Annotated in this window: 10 protein-coding genes; all 10 read right to left on the bottom strand. The window is 48.7% G+C overall.

Annotated elements, in window-relative coordinates; genetic code table 11:
• Window positions 1–31 precede the first annotated feature (31 nt).
• A complete protein-coding gene (locus MKY85_RS01210; protein WP_342571593.1) occupies window positions 32–2,251 on the bottom strand; it encodes a helix-turn-helix domain-containing protein in 2,220 nt (739 codons plus the stop codon).
• A 178-nt stretch (window positions 2,252–2,429) separates the two neighbouring features.
• Window positions 2,430–4,067 carry an ABC transporter substrate-binding protein gene (locus MKY85_RS01205; protein WP_339239076.1) on the bottom strand — a complete coding sequence of 546 codons (1,638 nt, stop codon included), beginning with the start codon at window positions 4,065–4,067 and terminating at the stop codon, window positions 2,430–2,432.
• A 128-nt stretch (window positions 4,068–4,195) separates the two neighbouring features.
• The gene (locus MKY85_RS01200) at window positions 4,196–5,104 is read right to left on the bottom strand and encodes a carbohydrate ABC transporter permease (RefSeq protein WP_339239075.1); all 909 of its coding nucleotides are present in this window, start codon (window positions 5,102–5,104) and stop codon (window positions 4,196–4,198) included.
• 15 nt (window positions 5,105–5,119) lie between these two features.
• On the bottom strand, window positions 5,120–6,097 hold the full coding sequence (locus MKY85_RS01195) for an ABC transporter permease subunit (RefSeq protein ID WP_339239074.1): 978 nt from the start codon (window positions 6,095–6,097) through the stop codon (window positions 5,120–5,122).
• A gap of 379 nt (window positions 6,098–6,476) precedes the next feature.
• Complete coding sequence (locus MKY85_RS01190; protein WP_342571592.1) at window positions 6,477–7,889, bottom strand: alpha-L-fucosidase; 1,413 nt, start codon at window positions 7,887–7,889, stop codon at window positions 6,477–6,479.
• A 720-nt stretch (window positions 7,890–8,609) separates the two neighbouring features.
• Entirely contained in the window at window positions 8,610–9,668 is a 1,059-nt protein-coding gene (locus MKY85_RS01185) for a Gfo/Idh/MocA family oxidoreductase (RefSeq protein WP_342571591.1), read from the bottom strand.
• Window positions 9,669–9,923: 255 nt separating this feature from the next.
• Entirely contained in the window at window positions 9,924–10,790 is an 867-nt protein-coding gene (locus MKY85_RS01180; protein WP_342571590.1) for a sugar phosphate isomerase/epimerase, read from the bottom strand.
• A 105-nt stretch (window positions 10,791–10,895) separates the two neighbouring features.
• On the bottom strand, window positions 10,896–12,677 hold the full coding sequence (locus tag MKY85_RS01175) for a beta-galactosidase (protein WP_342571589.1): 1,782 nt from the start codon (window positions 12,675–12,677) through the stop codon (window positions 10,896–10,898).
• Window positions 12,658–14,139 (bottom strand): alpha-L-fucosidase, encoded by a 1,482-nt coding sequence (locus tag MKY85_RS01170; protein WP_342571588.1) that lies wholly within the window; start codon window positions 14,137–14,139, stop codon window positions 12,658–12,660. The genes MKY85_RS01175 and MKY85_RS01170 overlap by 20 nt, the downstream gene beginning before the upstream one ends.
• A gap of 77 nt (window positions 14,140–14,216) precedes the next feature.
• Window positions 14,217–14,945: a copper homeostasis protein CutC gene (locus MKY85_RS01165; protein WP_342571587.1), complete on the bottom strand. Its 729-nt coding sequence runs from the start codon at window positions 14,943–14,945 to the stop codon at window positions 14,217–14,219.
• Window positions 14,946–15,087: the final 142 nt, after the last annotated feature.

Raw genomic sequence — 15,087 nt, 5'->3', positions numbered from 1 at the left:
GTTCGGAATTAGTTAGGCTCGTGCACTTACATCACATGGCCTTACGGTAGTCACTTGGCGCTACACCCACCACGTTTTTGAAAGCCCGATTGAAGGAATTATAGTTGGTATATCCCACTTCTTCACTGATTTCCTGAATAGCCTTATCGGTCTCCTGCATGAGCAATTTGGCTTTTTCGATGCGATGACTAATGAGCAGATCCACGAACTTCTCCCCAATCTCATCCTTGAAAAGCTTGCTCAGATACTTCGGATTAATATCGAATCGATCACTAAGGTAGTTCAGCGACAGATCGGGATTATTGTAATGCTCTTCGATGTATTTGCGAATCTCTAGAATATGAGATCTGTGTTTACGCGAACATTGCAGCGTCTTCATCTGTAGGGCCAGTTCCCGGAACCCTTCCCAGCACAGCTCACGCAAATCGTCTAACGTCTCCCAGCCCTCAAGCCTTGGGAGAAGCGGGGTGAATATAGCGGCCCACGAATCCTGGTACTCCCGTGGAAGTTCGGCGAACTCCCGATTGTAATGTTGAAATAACAATTGGATCGTATTCATAATCTCCTGGCGGGACAAGACGGACTCACTGATTTGTTCAAACAGTCTTTCAAAATGCTTTTCCCAGACATCGTCCGATAAACGCATTGCCTGTACCAGCAGTGAGATGGTTTTCAGGAACTCATACACATCATTGGTCGAATTCGGCACATCGCTACACGGAATGATGCGATTTATTCCCAGTACAGCCTTGTACTCCAGCGCGTGCACCGCTTCTTTCAATGAAGCTCTCAATCCCCGAATATCGACAGCAACTCGACCCACACCAATGGTTACGGTGAAGTTGAGATACTGATCGATTCTATCCAGATAACCAGCCAGCAATCGATGCTCCATCTCCTCGGCCTGTTCCATATCCGGCATCCAGAGGATGGCGTACAGACGCTGATCGGAGATCCATTCAGCCCATACTTCCGTTCCTTCATGGCGTGCACTCTCTTGCAGAATACTGGACAACACAAATTTCAGGAGGGATTGGTCCTGATGATGATACTCCGTCGCAAATGCATCATACCGATCCATTTCAATTACCATGACGGCCCAACGATGCTCCAGCTCAGGCAGTTTGAACTTCTTCATCTCTGCTGTCAGCTCCGTGCTCGTAAAGTCTCGTGTACCTTCCAGCAACTCCTGAAAGAACATCCTTTTCTGCAAAATCAGATTCTCTTCATGCTCCTCCTGATATTGTCTCGTCTGATCAATCATGCGTTCCAGCGTGGCATGGATGAAGCGGAACTCATTCTCTTTGCCATAGTTCAGTCCGGATTGCTTCTGCGAAGAGACGGTCTGAATTAACGTGACAATCTGCTGAATCGGCTTGTAGTTTCTGCGGGTCACATAGATCACCCACACCACGCCAATCAACACAACCACTACAGCAAAGGCAAACCAGATATTATAAAATTGCAGAGCCCATTTGACGATTTTGCCGTTATTAAGTCCCGTCTGCACCTTCCAGCCGCTATAACTCGACGTAAATTCAGAGAAGACTTCTCCCGACGTGGTTTTAGTGGAAGCTGTAATCCCTTCTGGTCTGCTGCTATCCCAAAGATTGCCGCCCGAACGGTTGAAGATGTTCACAAACGTAAATTCCGGATCATACATCTGCATGATGGACTTCCTCAGGGTACTCAGATCTACGTTGGTGACTACAAGTCCTTTGCCATTCCCTACACTTCGCACAATCGTAATTACCTGCTCCGTTGCTTGTGAAGGGAAAGCCCGGAATGCTCGTGCCCCTGCCCACTTTTGTTCATCCCTCGTCCGGCTATCTGCAATAAAGTCTGCATCCGGGAATTCTTCAATCGGAACAGCCTTCCCGTTACTGAAGACCGTGCCATCTCCATATCGAACGAGATATATCGAATCAATCAGCGGATACTCTATTTTCAATTCATCAACCACCTGGACCGCCTGAATGCCGGCATACACATCATCGCTGCCAGATACCGAGAAATAATTCTTCAAGTTAGGGTTGGTCAAAATCTCACGTAGTACCTTAAAATCAATGGAGCGCAGAGAGTTGTCCAGATATTGTGTGACCTGTGAGGCCAGGAATTCATTGGCCTTAAGCGCTTCTCTACGGTTCTGTTCATTGAAGACCTGGAAAAAAATAAAGAATAGAATGGTCGTCACAATAAAGAAAACTGGCAGATACGATAACAGCAAACGTCTAAACCAATTGTTGTTCATCTCCGAGATCCCCCCACCATTACTGTTCATGCTGAATGACGACAATCATTTGTGCTGATCGCTAATTTCCCATAAATATTCAGTACATTATATCGGATGACGTGGGGTTGTCATAGGAGAAGACTGTCCCGGTCACGGGTGACAGACGGGACAGCCTCTATATGGAATCCTTCAACAATTATTGATTCTTCTCGATGGCGCGCTGGTAGATCTCAAGGTAATTACTCAGCCCAAGACCATCAAAACCTTTGACATATGCATCCCATTCCTTATCAATGCTCTTGCTACCGATAATGAACTGTGCCATATTCGTCTGCACATAATCCTTGATGGCCGTAGTCAATTGTGCAGCTGATTCCGTATCCTCTGGACGGATAAACACGTTCGCAGGATATACTTCTTTTGGTGCATAGGGTTCATACACATTGGTAGCTTGAGCCAGACGTGTACCATAACCCTCTGCTTCCAAAGGGTTCTGCCCTTCGGCAAACAGATTACGGAATGTGTTGGACAAGTCATGCGCTCCGATCTGTGACCAGCTCTCATTCACAACAACGTTTGGATCACGCTCAGGCAGGTTGTAGTAACTATATTTGGCAGGCTCGCCATTGATGTTTTTCTCATCGGCATCTGCCTTTTTCCAGCCCTTGCCTTCGGTTGGTCCATACTCCGCGTATAGTGCACCTTCTTCACTGAACATGTAGTCCACAATTTTGATGGCTGCAATCTGCTGTGCTTCTGTCGCTTTGTTGGTAATGGCAAACTCAAACTCACCGACGCTCTGCGTGGCGCCTGTTGTCTGCACGCCATCCGGCCCTTTCAATGGAGGGACAATATCCCAGTGCTGGTGACGAGTGATGTCTTTGTCATAGGTATTTACGAGATAGCTGACCAGCGCCGTTGTAATGGAGCCGACCACCTCATCGCCTTCTTTGTTGCCCAGTTGTCCAATCGCCTGATCGTTCTGCGTGAAGGAAGCTGGATCAATCAGGCCATCTGCATACAGCTTGTTCATGTACTCCAGCCCTTTCTTCCATCCTTCCTGATTGGCGGCAAAACTCACCTTGCCATCGTTCACGATCAGGTATTTGTCGTTGTCATTGTATATGAAACTATTCATCAGATAGGCATCAATGTTGCCATTCCATACATACTTGTTCGGTGCACCCGTAAGTGGAATCTCGTCCGCTTTCCCGTTACCGTTGGGATCCTGTGTCTTAAACGCCTTCAGAACGGTATACAGTTCATCGGTTGTTGTTGGCATTTTCAGACCCAGATTATCGAGCCACTCTGTGTTGATCCAGTATTTCTGTGCATACGTACAGTGGTAACATTCATTGAAGATCGGCAGTGCATAGATGTTGCCATCCGGTGCTGTAATGGCTTCTTTGAAATATGGCTTCTCTTCCATAATCTTGGTCAGGTTCGGACCATACTCCTTAATCAGATCTTGTAGCGGAAGGAACACGCCCTGTTTTCCATAGGTTTGAAGGTCTGAAGTGGTGAACTTGCCGTGAAGAAACACTTCCGGATAATCACCACTGGCCAGCAGCAATTGTCTGCGATCCTGCAAGGCGTCTGTAGGGGCCAGATCCCATTTTAGGGTAACGTCGAACTTGTCTTCGATAAATTGGGTAAATTCATTCTCTTCCATGGACGCTTTGCCTTGCGGAGCAAAGAAGGTCATGGTTACAGGACCGCCGCTCTCCCCGCTACCGTCGCTACTTCCACCCGATTCCTCGGATGAACTACATGCGGACAACAAAGCCATCGAAGCAAAGACCAGAAACAACATCGAAATCCAAGATTTTCTCAATCTGACTCCTCCTTTTTGTTCATAACGGCAAACCATTGGTTGTAGTGCACACGTATCCAATCACTCCCGGAAGCCGGCGTGTTCCTTCCACCTCCTTTCAAGAGGCAACCGGGCTTAACTCACAAGGATTAACCTTTGAGGGAACCAACCATGACTCCTTTAACAAAATGCTTCTGTACAAATGGATACATGATCAGAATGGGGATACTCGCGACAACGATCAGTGCATATTTCAACACCTGCTCAAACCCTTGATCCCGCAACTGTTGGCTGGTATTGGCAAGCATCGCCGGATCAGCCGCGTTCAGGATAAGCAGATTGCGCAGCACGTACTGGAGAGGGAACAATTTCTCAGAACGCAGGTAGATCAGTGCATCAAAGTACGCATTCCAGTGACCTACGGCATACATGAGTGTCATGACCGCCAGAATAGGCTTTGATAAAGGAAGAACCACGCTGATCAGATACCGGATATCCCGGCAACCATCCATCTCTGCGGCCTCTCCAAGCTCTTCCGGAATGGAAGATTGGAAGAACGTCCTTGCTACAATGACTTGGAACACCGCGAGCGCCCCGGGCAACCACATCGCCCAACGTGTATCCAGCAGGTGCAAGTCCTTCATCAGGAGATAGGTGGGAATCAGACCGCCATCAAAGAACATCGTGATCATCATGAAAATGATAATGGCACCTCGTCCATAGAATGACTTGCGTGACAAGGGATACGCCAGCATGACGGTCAGTGCCACGTTAATGAACGTGCCCACCACGGTGTAGATGATCGTGTTGTAGAAACCGAGCATCAGCTGTTGGCTTTTGAATATGGAGATATATGCCTTGATGTTAAAATCGACCGGGAACAGCCACACCTGACCGGATGTGACGGCCCGTGAAGAGCTGAACGAAGAACTGATGATATACAAGAGCGGATAAAACACCGTTAGCAGTATGGCAAACAGAAAGATATAGTTAAGTGTCATAAAAATGCGGTCACCAAGCGGGTCCTTGATCCGGTTCCGATTAATCAGGTTGAACATGAATAAGCTCCTCCTTTACCACAAGCTGTTCTGGGATACTTTGCGCGATATGCCGTTGACGATAACCAGCAGAATCAGGTTGATAATGGAGTTGAATAACCCTACTGCCGAGGAGAAACTGAAATTCGCACCAATCAGACCCACCTTGTACACATACGTGGAGATGACCTCTGAAGCGCTTGTGTTGAGCGGATTCTGCATTAGGTATATTTTCTCGAAGCCCACGCCCATAATGCTGCCCAGACTCAGAATCAGCATGATGACGGTGACTGGAACGAGTGTTGGAAGGTCAATGTGCCAGATTTTCCGAAGTCTTGATGCGCCGTCCATCTTCGCTGCTTCATACAGAGATGGGTCAACACCAGCAAGAGCTGCGATATATATGATGGATGAATATCCCATTCCCTGCCACACACCTGACCAAACGTAGATCGATTTGAAGTATTCCGGAATGCCCATGAAGTTGGTCATTGGGAAGCCGAGCAGTGTGAACAGCTTGTCTACCACGCCCACATGTGGGGAGAGCATCAGAATGATAATGGATACCATGACAACGGTGGAGATAAAATGCGGAGCGTAAGTGACCATCTGCACGGTCTTCTTGAAGTAACCCGTACGAATCTCATTCAGCGCCAGCGCCAGCAGGATTGGAATGGGGAAACCCGCAATTAAGGAATAGAAACTGATGCCTATCGTGTTCTTGATCAACAGCCAGAAGTTTGGAGACTGGAAGAAGGCTTCGAAGTGTTTGAAACCAACCCAGGGGCTTCCCCAGATTCCTTTGACTACACTGAAGTCCTTGAAGGCGATCTGGACACCCACCATAGGGATGTACTTGAAGATCAACAGATACAACACGGGAGGCAGCACGAGCAGGTAGAGCTCCCAGTGCTTCTTGAGGCTTTTGATGAATGGATGCTGCCGCTTGGGCTCCACATGTTTCCTCTGCTGGAGTTCCAACTTAGCGGGTATGCTTTCCGTAACTCGACTCATTTGCGTCACTCCTTCTACACCTCAAGTGTAATAATACATTACATTTACATCCCTTAAACATCCTTTTTCCTGATCTTATTTCCTTGTAAAACATAATTGATGTAAACATTCATATCAGGTAGCGCTTTCTTGATTTGATAGTACATCGCACGGTAAACTTTTATCAATTTGCAATTTTCTCCGACTTCTCTTTATTCCATAAACCCTTGTATAGCAAGCGATTACGAGCTGTTTTGGGTGGAATTTATGTTCCTTATGTATGAATAAAAAAATCCCGGAGGTGGTTAGATCTCCCCCGGAATTGACATGGCGTTCTGTACATGCATGTTCAAAAAGTTACCGATTCAGCACCGAGAAGGGGAACACACTGGAACAATCTCTATGCGCTTGTGATCAATCTGAACGTATGTGTGATGGGTAATGCACTGGTTGTAACCGATTGTGGAAGTTCCACGAGAAGTCCGTCTTCCGTATGCTGATACGTAAGTACGTCATTGCTACCGATGAGTTCGACCCGCTCTACCTTTTCCAGATAAGGAATGACTAGCTGTGGTTGTACGCTCTCATGTTCGTTTCGGTATAAACGGAAGGCATATACGGTGTTGATCTCTTCCTTCTGCGTGAAGGCCCAATCTTTCGTAAAATATGGCCCGCAGATCCGGGTTCCATAGACCCCTTCTCCATGAGTACCCAGCCATTCACCGAGGCCCTTGATGCCTCGAATTGCCCCTTTGGGCAGACGCCCATCGGGTTGTGGTCCTACATTCAGCGCCAGGTTACCACCCTTGGACACGACTTCGAGTAGAATATGTGCCAGCTGTCTTCCCGTTTTATACTGATCATCGAATCCGAAGGCAAAGGAGTTGCCCACGGTAATACAGCTCTCCCATGGAATGTTCATCGGATGTTCCGGTATGGTCTGCTCGGGGGTAACGATATTCTCATACGGCCCACCCACGGTGCGATCTGCGGACAGGAGCCACGGTTGTGTGGTCTGACGTGCACGTTCCACAACTTCTCCAAGCCTGATATCCTGCCCATGGCGACCTTCGCGCACCCAGCCGGCATCCAGCCACAGACACTCGATCCGTCCGTAATTCGTCAGTAGCTCCATGATCTGCTCATGTGTGAACTCTACGAATTGTTCCCACAGCCATGGATACTTATGGGGATCATACGAGGGACCGCGCCACATATGGCGCCCACGTTCCATACCGGGTGCCCAGTAATACGGGGTATGCCAGTCCGCTTTGGAGAAATACGCTGAGATGCCCAGCCCTTTAGCCCGAAAAGCGTCAAATAATGCTCGACAGATGTCCGCGTACTTATGGGTATGAAAAGGGGTGTCTTTGCCCGTAATCCGGTAATCCGTCGTTTTGGTATCCCACATGCAAAATCCGTCATGGTGCTTGGTGGTGAACAGGAAGTATTTGAACCCATTATCTGCCGCCATCTGCGCCCATTCCTCAGGCTGGAAACGAATCGGATTGAAGGTTTTGTTGAGATCGAAGTATTCCCGTTTGAAGTCTTCCATGTCATCCGTCCAGTCGATGTCATCACGCGACCAATCGCCATCCTCATCACTCAGCGCCCAGGACTCGACGAGACCAAGCTGGGAATACGGTCCCCAATGCATCATCAGCCCCAGCTTCTGATCCTTGAACCACTCCAGCCGTTCATTCAGCAGCGGATCCTCCGGTCTGATCCACTCTTCCTCTTTGCTAAAATTGTGCACCCCGGCTTCAACAATCTGCTCTTCCTGCTCCAGTACGGTTTCTTTGGTTTCGCTCATCCTGATTCATCTCCTCGGATTAGAATAAAAGATAAACCTTGCATGTTACGCCTGGTCACTCCGAGTGCAGTACCATCTTTCGATCGCTGTTATCCCCAGATTTTTTGATTATTTTCCTAGAGGGAAAATCCGGGGATAAAGGCGAGCGCTCCGCTTCTTCAGATTGGTTCTGCACTCTCCGTTTTGGCGTAAACGCTACGTTTAACTATTATGGGGCGTAGTAACTCTGTTATTTCGATTGCGGTGCCATCTTCAATTCCTATGAATCCCACATTCTTCGCTTGACTCCAGAGGAATATAAACTGGCTGACCTTCGCGAATCGGCAGGAAATTTTCTAAGGAACTCAGGGCGCCTTATTCAGCCTTTTGATCCTCTTTTTAAATCGTAAGGAACTTTAGACACGTTATTTCCCGGAATTAGCTGATAATAATGCTGCAAACTGCTGTTTATTCTTATATAGGGTGTCTCAGGTTCTTTAGGTTTCTGCTCGCGCTCCATATCCTTAAATAAGACGGATCAGATTCGTTAGCACTCGCTCCCTACCCTGCTCTCTGCTCCAAATGCAAGCGGATAGGACGACTCCGAATCTCGCCCGGAGTGGAGCTTTTCATTGAGAAGGGAGCGAAATGCTCATAACCTTTAATGCCATGGGAGTAATTAAGTATCAACGTGAAGTAGCTACATGGAGCACCCACATCCACGCGATACAATACCACTATTTACAACGAAATTTCGCGTCCCAGACGGGCTGATTCGTAGATGGCACAGAGCATTTTCATTACTTCGACACCATCCTCAACTGGGCTAAGTGTTTCTTTGCGGCCCTGTGTACTATCGATAAAATGGTTGATTTCATTGCGGAACGAGCCCATAAAGTCGAATGATTTGAAATCCACCTGTGGGGTCATGTTTAAAATGGTGTTGAATTTCTCGCCAATAATCGAAATTTCCGGCTCCAGCTCGGCACCGCCTTTGTCACCATATAGCTTGACCGAAGTCTCATCTGCTTTGGCATGGAGCGTGAAGCTGACCTCCACGAGCAGGCTCGTACCATTCTCGAAACGAATCAGGGCATTTGCCATATCCTCAACAGTATTCTGCTGCGCGTCATAGTCCGCCGCTTTGTAGAACGACAGATTGTTAATGTTCGAGCGGTTCCCCAATCGATTGGACACGTTAGCGGAGACGGATTTCACCTTCGGTCTGCCCATCAGATACCAGCAAATGTCGATTACATGCACCCCGATATCGATTAGTGGTCCGCCGCCGGAGCGGTTGATATCCGAGAACCAGCCACCCGGGTTGCCCAAACGACGCAGACTGGAGGCTTTGGCATAATAGATCTCGCCCAGTTCACCCTCGTCGATGAACCTCTTCAGAATCTGTGCATTGTCACTATAGCGGCGAACAAAACCAACCTGCAGCAGCTTCCCACTGCGATGAACGGCCTTCTCTACCTCGAGGGCATCCTCCACCGTCTGGCAGAGTGGTTTTTCACATAACACGTTTTTTCCCGCGTCCAGCGCAGCAATGCTAATCTCGGCATGGGAGTCGTTCCATGTACAGATGCTGACGGAATGGATCTCGGGCAGTGCGAGCAATTCTTTGTAATCGGTAAACACATGAGGTGCATTATATTGCTTCGCCACTTCTGCGGCACGTTCTGCATTCAGGTCGCAGATAGCGTATATCTCAACGTCAGGATTACTGGCATAGGCTTGCAAGTGGCAATCGGATATGGATCCGGCACCGATGACGGCGACTTTCAATTTGGACATAGTGTTGATTCCTCCATCGTTTTCATATGAATTGACTCAAGAAATTATAATATTCGGCTTAACGTAACGACGGTGAATGCTTGGACTTTCGGCCGCTGTTGTCTGCAAATTTCTTTTTTTGACCGCTCTAGCAGTTGAAATATCCGCAGACAAAGGCGGTCGCTAACGCTCCTACAGTTCCAAGCTTCCCCTCTGTTACCCACGCCTTCTTTAGAATTTGATTCAATTTTATTCATTTAAAACAAGCACTCAGCCCTATGCCTCTTCCCATAGGCGGCGGACGTTATCCATGGCAATGCGTGAGGCAGTTTTGCAATCCTCCATGCCTTCAAATTCGACCGAGATATATCCGTCATACCCGGATTGTTTTAACACACGGATAACTTCAGGCATGTTGATATCGCCATGGCCCACAATGGCACCGCGCAGGTAATTGCCATGCGAGGTTTGGAACCAGCCTTCACCGGGGTTCCGGTAGGAAGGTCTCCAATAGAAGTCTTTGGCATGCACAATCGACGCGTACGGAATATTATTTTTCACAGCACTCACCGGATCTTCATCCACACAGAGGAAATTCCCGACATCCAGGGTGGTTTTGAAGTTATTCCGCGCCGTTTCGTGGAGCAAACGTTGAATTCGCTCACTCGACTGCACATAGTACCCATGGTTCTCCACACTTGTTGTAATCCCAAAATCCGCTGCATAATCGGCTATCCGCTGACAAGCCTTCACCAGTACAGGCAGGTCGATCTCGAACTGTGCTACGGTTCCTTCCGGTGAGGGACGGAAAGCCACGTCATGCCGCATCAGTTTTACACCCAAAGCAGCAGCCACATCCACATGTCGCATCACATTCTGGATCTCTTGCTCTAATGCTTCGGCGTCCTCCTGTACAGCAAAGTTAGCGCCGATAGCATAATTGGAAATATCGATCCCGACCTCGTTTGCCACAGCTTTAATCTCATCAATCAACTCCGGATGTTCGATCAGACTGAATCCCATCGGTACAATCTCCACATGTTCCCCGCCCTGATCAGCGATCCAGCGAATGGCATCCGGTACGGTTAATTCTTTACGATCCAGTGCTTGTTGCAGACTGTAGGTGCTGAGTCCAACTTTCATTTTTCCTCATCCTCTCCTGTAGTTGCTGTCCATACCCAACGTATACCTTTTTCCGGCAGACACGACAATTGCCAATAATCGTATGGCTCACCTATTTTCCTTTTCCTAGTCCAAATCCGGTGTATCCACGAACGTAACGGCCAGATCAGCCGTCTCGTGGAGTTCAAATACAGTAATTTCATTCTCACCTTCGCGAAGGAGTGGCGCAGGTACGTATAATGTTTTTTGCGGTCCTTTATTCCAGTAGCGACCCAGATTGAATCCGTTTACAAAGGCAACACCTTTGGTCCAGTTATCCAGACGCAGAAAAGTATCTCTTACACCCGTTACTTGAAAACTTCCCTGGTAAAAGGCTGGCCCTCCCCCCACTCTCTCTCCTTCTTCATCCCCTGCCGAAAATTTCTCGCTAAATTTTAGACACGACAGGTCGGTTAAAGGCAGACAATGAATCGTCCAATCGAATAAAAATTGAAAGCCATGTCGCACTCCCTCCGTAATCCCCTTTGGATCTCTCAAATACGGGCCATAGTTGATTCGCCCCATATTTTCAACAAGGATCAATAGATCTGCGCCCTCTGGCGGCACTTCAAACGAAATCGATACTGCTGTATTCCCCCGTTCCAGCACGCCCTGAAATTGCCCATCAACAAACACAAGTGCACGGTCACGCACCTCCTGAACCGCCAATTCCTGTCGCTCCCTAGGCCCGGATATTCGGGTTTGATAACAAATAAATCCATAATCCTGACCCAGTTTCTCCATCGGTTCCGGACTCGTGCGTTGCACCGGGGCTGATATCCGGTCCAACTGTGGCAGTAATAACGCCTGCTGGTTCAACTCCACGCGCCCATAGGCGAATGTCCCCTTCGATTCTGGCAACACGAGCTCACCCAGATCTTCATCGCTATACCGAGCAATAAGATCACGTACGGCATGGAATTTTGCTGTTGGCTCCCCGGATTCACTGAGCAGTGAATCGTAATCGTAACTTGTAATGGTGGGTTCATATTGATCTTTCTGCTGACAGTTCGCTCCGTTATAAAATCCAAAGTTCGTTCCCCCGTGGAACATGTAAAAATTAACCGAAGCACCTGCCCGAAGCATCTCTTCAAATACATCTGCTACATCTGCGGCTTCCCGGGTATGATGCGACTCACCCCAATGATCGAACCAGCCGTTCCAATACTCCATGCACATCAAAGGTTCTTCTGCCTGATATTCACGCAGCTTGGCGAACGCTCCTTGCGTCCCTGATCCAAAGTTAACTGTAGCCAGATGCCCTGACACCGAACCTGCTTGCAACATAGGGTCTGTCGGTCCGTCAGAGGTAAATAACAACACATCCATCCCCCGCTCTACCATGCCATCCCGTAAATATTGCAGATAACTCGCGTCATTGCCGAAACTGCCGTACTCATTTTCAATTTGCATCGCGATGATCGGCCCACCATGCGTGCTAAGAAGGGGTTTCAATTTGGGCAAAAGCACATCATAATAACGATCCACATTCGCCAGAAATGTTACATCATTACACCGAAGACGGACATCATCAGCTGCAAGCAGCCAGGAAGGTAATCCGCCAAACTCCCACTCCGCACATATATAAGGACTTGGGCGTACAATCACATGCAGACCCACATCTCCCGCAATACGAATAAAACGTTCCAGATCAGCCATGCCTTCAAAACAATACTGCCCCGGCTGCGGCTCATGAACATTCCACGGCACATACGTTTCTACTGTGTTGAAGCCGCAGGCTTTCAACTTGAGTAGCCGATCCTCCCAATATTCGGGGACCACTCTAAAATAATGAATGGCACCCGACAAAATCCGAATGGGCTCGCCATCATACATGAATTGTGAACCTTTATACGTTAGCAGCGGCATTTGGCATCCCTCCCTGCTCGCTCAGATATATGCCTAACCCGGACAACGTAGGATACCATCTGGATTCATGAATGGTTAATCGCATCCTTCTTAATGTGACCTGGGGGAAACAGCAAATTCGTTTATACCCCACCACAGTCCCCGTGTAGAACGCCTCCCAACCCCCATCTGCCCTCTGTGACTCCAGTGTAAAACGCTCAATCCGTTGGCCTGTCTCGATATGTTCCATCAGCACCACCCGGTCAAACGTCGTTTCCTCCTGCAAATCCAGCTCGATCCAAGCCTGCTCCGTTCTTTCATGAGGACACCAATACGTATCCCGTCGTTCCGTCAGCACCTCTGATACGGCATGTTGTTCATCCATCGTCTCCGATGCTTTTACCAGCGCCTGCAAGGCCAAATTTTCCTGAAAAATGGTACGTAGCGAATCTCCTAATTCCTGTAGTCGCTCTACATCCCGTTCATGAATGAGACCACGCGTATCCGGTGGCAGATTGAGCAAAAAGGTCGCATTGCCTCCCACTGCGCCGTAATAGACGGCGAGCAGTTCTTCCAATGTTTTGACCTGATCATCCTCACTTGCATGATAGAACCATCCCGGGCGAATCGAGGTATTCACCTCAGCAGGGTACCAGATCAATTGCTCACCTTGGGAACGAATGACCTCTCGGCTTCCCAAATCACGGTCCTGTGTATTGATCCTTGTGGCAAACTCGCCATCATCCACCTGCTGCGATTGCTCCTGAATCTTCTCATTATCCTGCATATGCGCGGGCACAACGCTCCATTCCGATTCCCGTGTATGCCCCGCCTCATTGCCGCACCAACGAACATCCGGTCCACATACCGAGATGACAGCATCGGGCTGAAGTTCACGAATAAGCGCATAATAGGCGTCCCAGTCATAGACCTGCCTTTTGCCATTCGGACCCTCACCACACGCGCCATCGAACCATACACAGAAGATATCGCCATAATTCGTAAGCAGCTCACGTAACTGATGGAGGAAAAACTCGTTATACCTCTCGGAATCTCCATAAGTGGCTTCATGCCGATCCCAAGGAGACAGGTACACGCCGAACTTCAATCCACCCTCACGGCAGGCATCGGCGACTTCCCGAACCAAATCACCCGCACCGTTCCTCCATGGACTGGCCGCGACCGTATGCGCTGTATACTGGCTTGGCCACAAACAAAATCCATCATGATGCTTACACGTCAAAATCAGCCCCTTCATCCCGGCAGCCTTGCACGCCTGCACCCATTGCGCTGCGCTTAGTTCAGAAGGATTGAAGATCAACGGTTCTTCCTCCCCAGTGCCCCATTCCCGATCCGTGAATGTATTTACCGTAAAATGAATAAACGCGTAAAACTCCATCTCCTGCCATTTCAACTGGCGTTCGGATGGGCTGACCTCTGCTGCGAACTTGATCCATTCGGCTGCTTGCATGTCCTGGTTCATGGTGTTATCCCTCCTTTTATTTCGTGCATTTCTATGTCACTGGACCACCCTTGCTTTTTGGGCCGTTACGGATTGCATTACGCATTACTGTCCATAAATGGCAGTGATGCCTGTAATAACTGCTGCTTGGCTTGAGCGATAAGCTTCGAATCTGCGGGATGGTCAAAGCTTCCTTCACGGCGTACACCTGATCCCATATGGATCTCCGTGATGCCCGTCTGACTCACTAACGTTTCAATTCCCTCTAAAGTAACTCCCGACCCTGCCATGACAGCGATGTTCAAGGTTTGCCCCAAATTCTGAAGCTGTTTCAGCTCCAGTATGGCTTCAGGTGCTGTCCGTTTCCCTCCCGATGTAAGCACACGCTCCACATTGTCCAATGTGTTAATGGCCTTGAGCGCCTCAGTCAGACTTGCGCTCACATCAATTGCACGATGAAACGTAACGCCCATACCCTCAGCTTCAGCCATACATGATTGCAAGCTGAGGAGATCTACTTCACCATCTCCCGTGAGGGCGCCGATTACGATGCCAGCGGCTCCCAGTTCCTTCGCCACCCGAACATCGCGGGTCATGGCGTGCATGTCATCTGCACTATAGCGGAACGAGCGGCTATGGGGACGAATCATCACATACACCGGAATGGATACCTGGGACAACACATGCGCCATAACGCCATAACTGGGGGTAAGTCCCCCTTCAGACATCGCAGACACCAGCTCAATCCGATCGGCGCCTCCCTCCTCAGCTGCCTTGGCATCTTCCACATCCACAGCAATGACTTCCAATACAGGCTGTCTGCTCATAAAGTTCACTCCCTTCTTTCATATAAAATGTAGGGATGATACGTATTCGTAGGACATGCGCACATTGGAAATGGTTAGCCCTCTTTCTCATCTGACCGTTCCACCATCCATGAACATTATTGTATGGGTACATGGCATCTCT

It is taken from the genome of Paenibacillus sp. FSL R5-0749, from assembly GCF_038595085.1.
Taxonomy (GTDB): Bacteria; Bacillota; Bacilli; order Paenibacillales; family Paenibacillaceae; genus Paenibacillus.
The sequence above is the reverse complement of the archived record's forward strand: the minus strand, read 5'-3'. Positions and strand labels throughout refer to the sequence as shown.

Bases quoted from the DNA above. Each gene is read 5' to 3' on its own strand.
- MKY85_RS01195 (WP_339239074.1), bottom strand. From the start codon at position 6,097: ATGAGTCGAGTTACGGAAAGCATACCCGCTAAGTTGGAACTCCAGCAG.
- MKY85_RS01175 (WP_342571589.1), bottom strand. From the start codon at position 12,677: ATGCCGCTGCTAACGTATAAAGGTTCACAATTCATGTATGATGGCGAG.
- MKY85_RS01170 (WP_342571588.1), bottom strand. From the start codon at position 14,139: ATGAACCAGGACATGCAAGCAGCCGAATGGATCAAGTTCGCAGCAGAG.
- MKY85_RS01185 (WP_342571591.1), bottom strand. From the start codon at position 9,668: ATGTCCAAATTGAAAGTCGCCGTCATCGGTGCCGGATCCATATCCGAT.
- MKY85_RS01210 (WP_342571593.1), bottom strand. From the start codon at position 2,251: ATGAACAACAATTGGTTTAGACGTTTGCTGTTATCGTATCTGCCAGTT.
- MKY85_RS01180 (WP_342571590.1), bottom strand. From the start codon at position 10,790: ATGAAAGTTGGACTCAGCACCTACAGTCTGCAACAAGCACTGGATCGT.
- MKY85_RS01165 (WP_342571587.1), bottom strand. From the start codon at position 14,945: ATGAGCAGACAGCCTGTATTGGAAGTCATTGCTGTGGATGTGGAAGAT.
- MKY85_RS01190 (WP_342571592.1), bottom strand. From the start codon at position 7,889: ATGAGCGAAACCAAAGAAACCGTACTGGAGCAGGAAGAGCAGATTGTT.
- MKY85_RS01200 (WP_339239075.1), bottom strand. From the start codon at position 5,104: ATGTTCAACCTGATTAATCGGAACCGGATCAAGGACCCGCTTGGTGAC.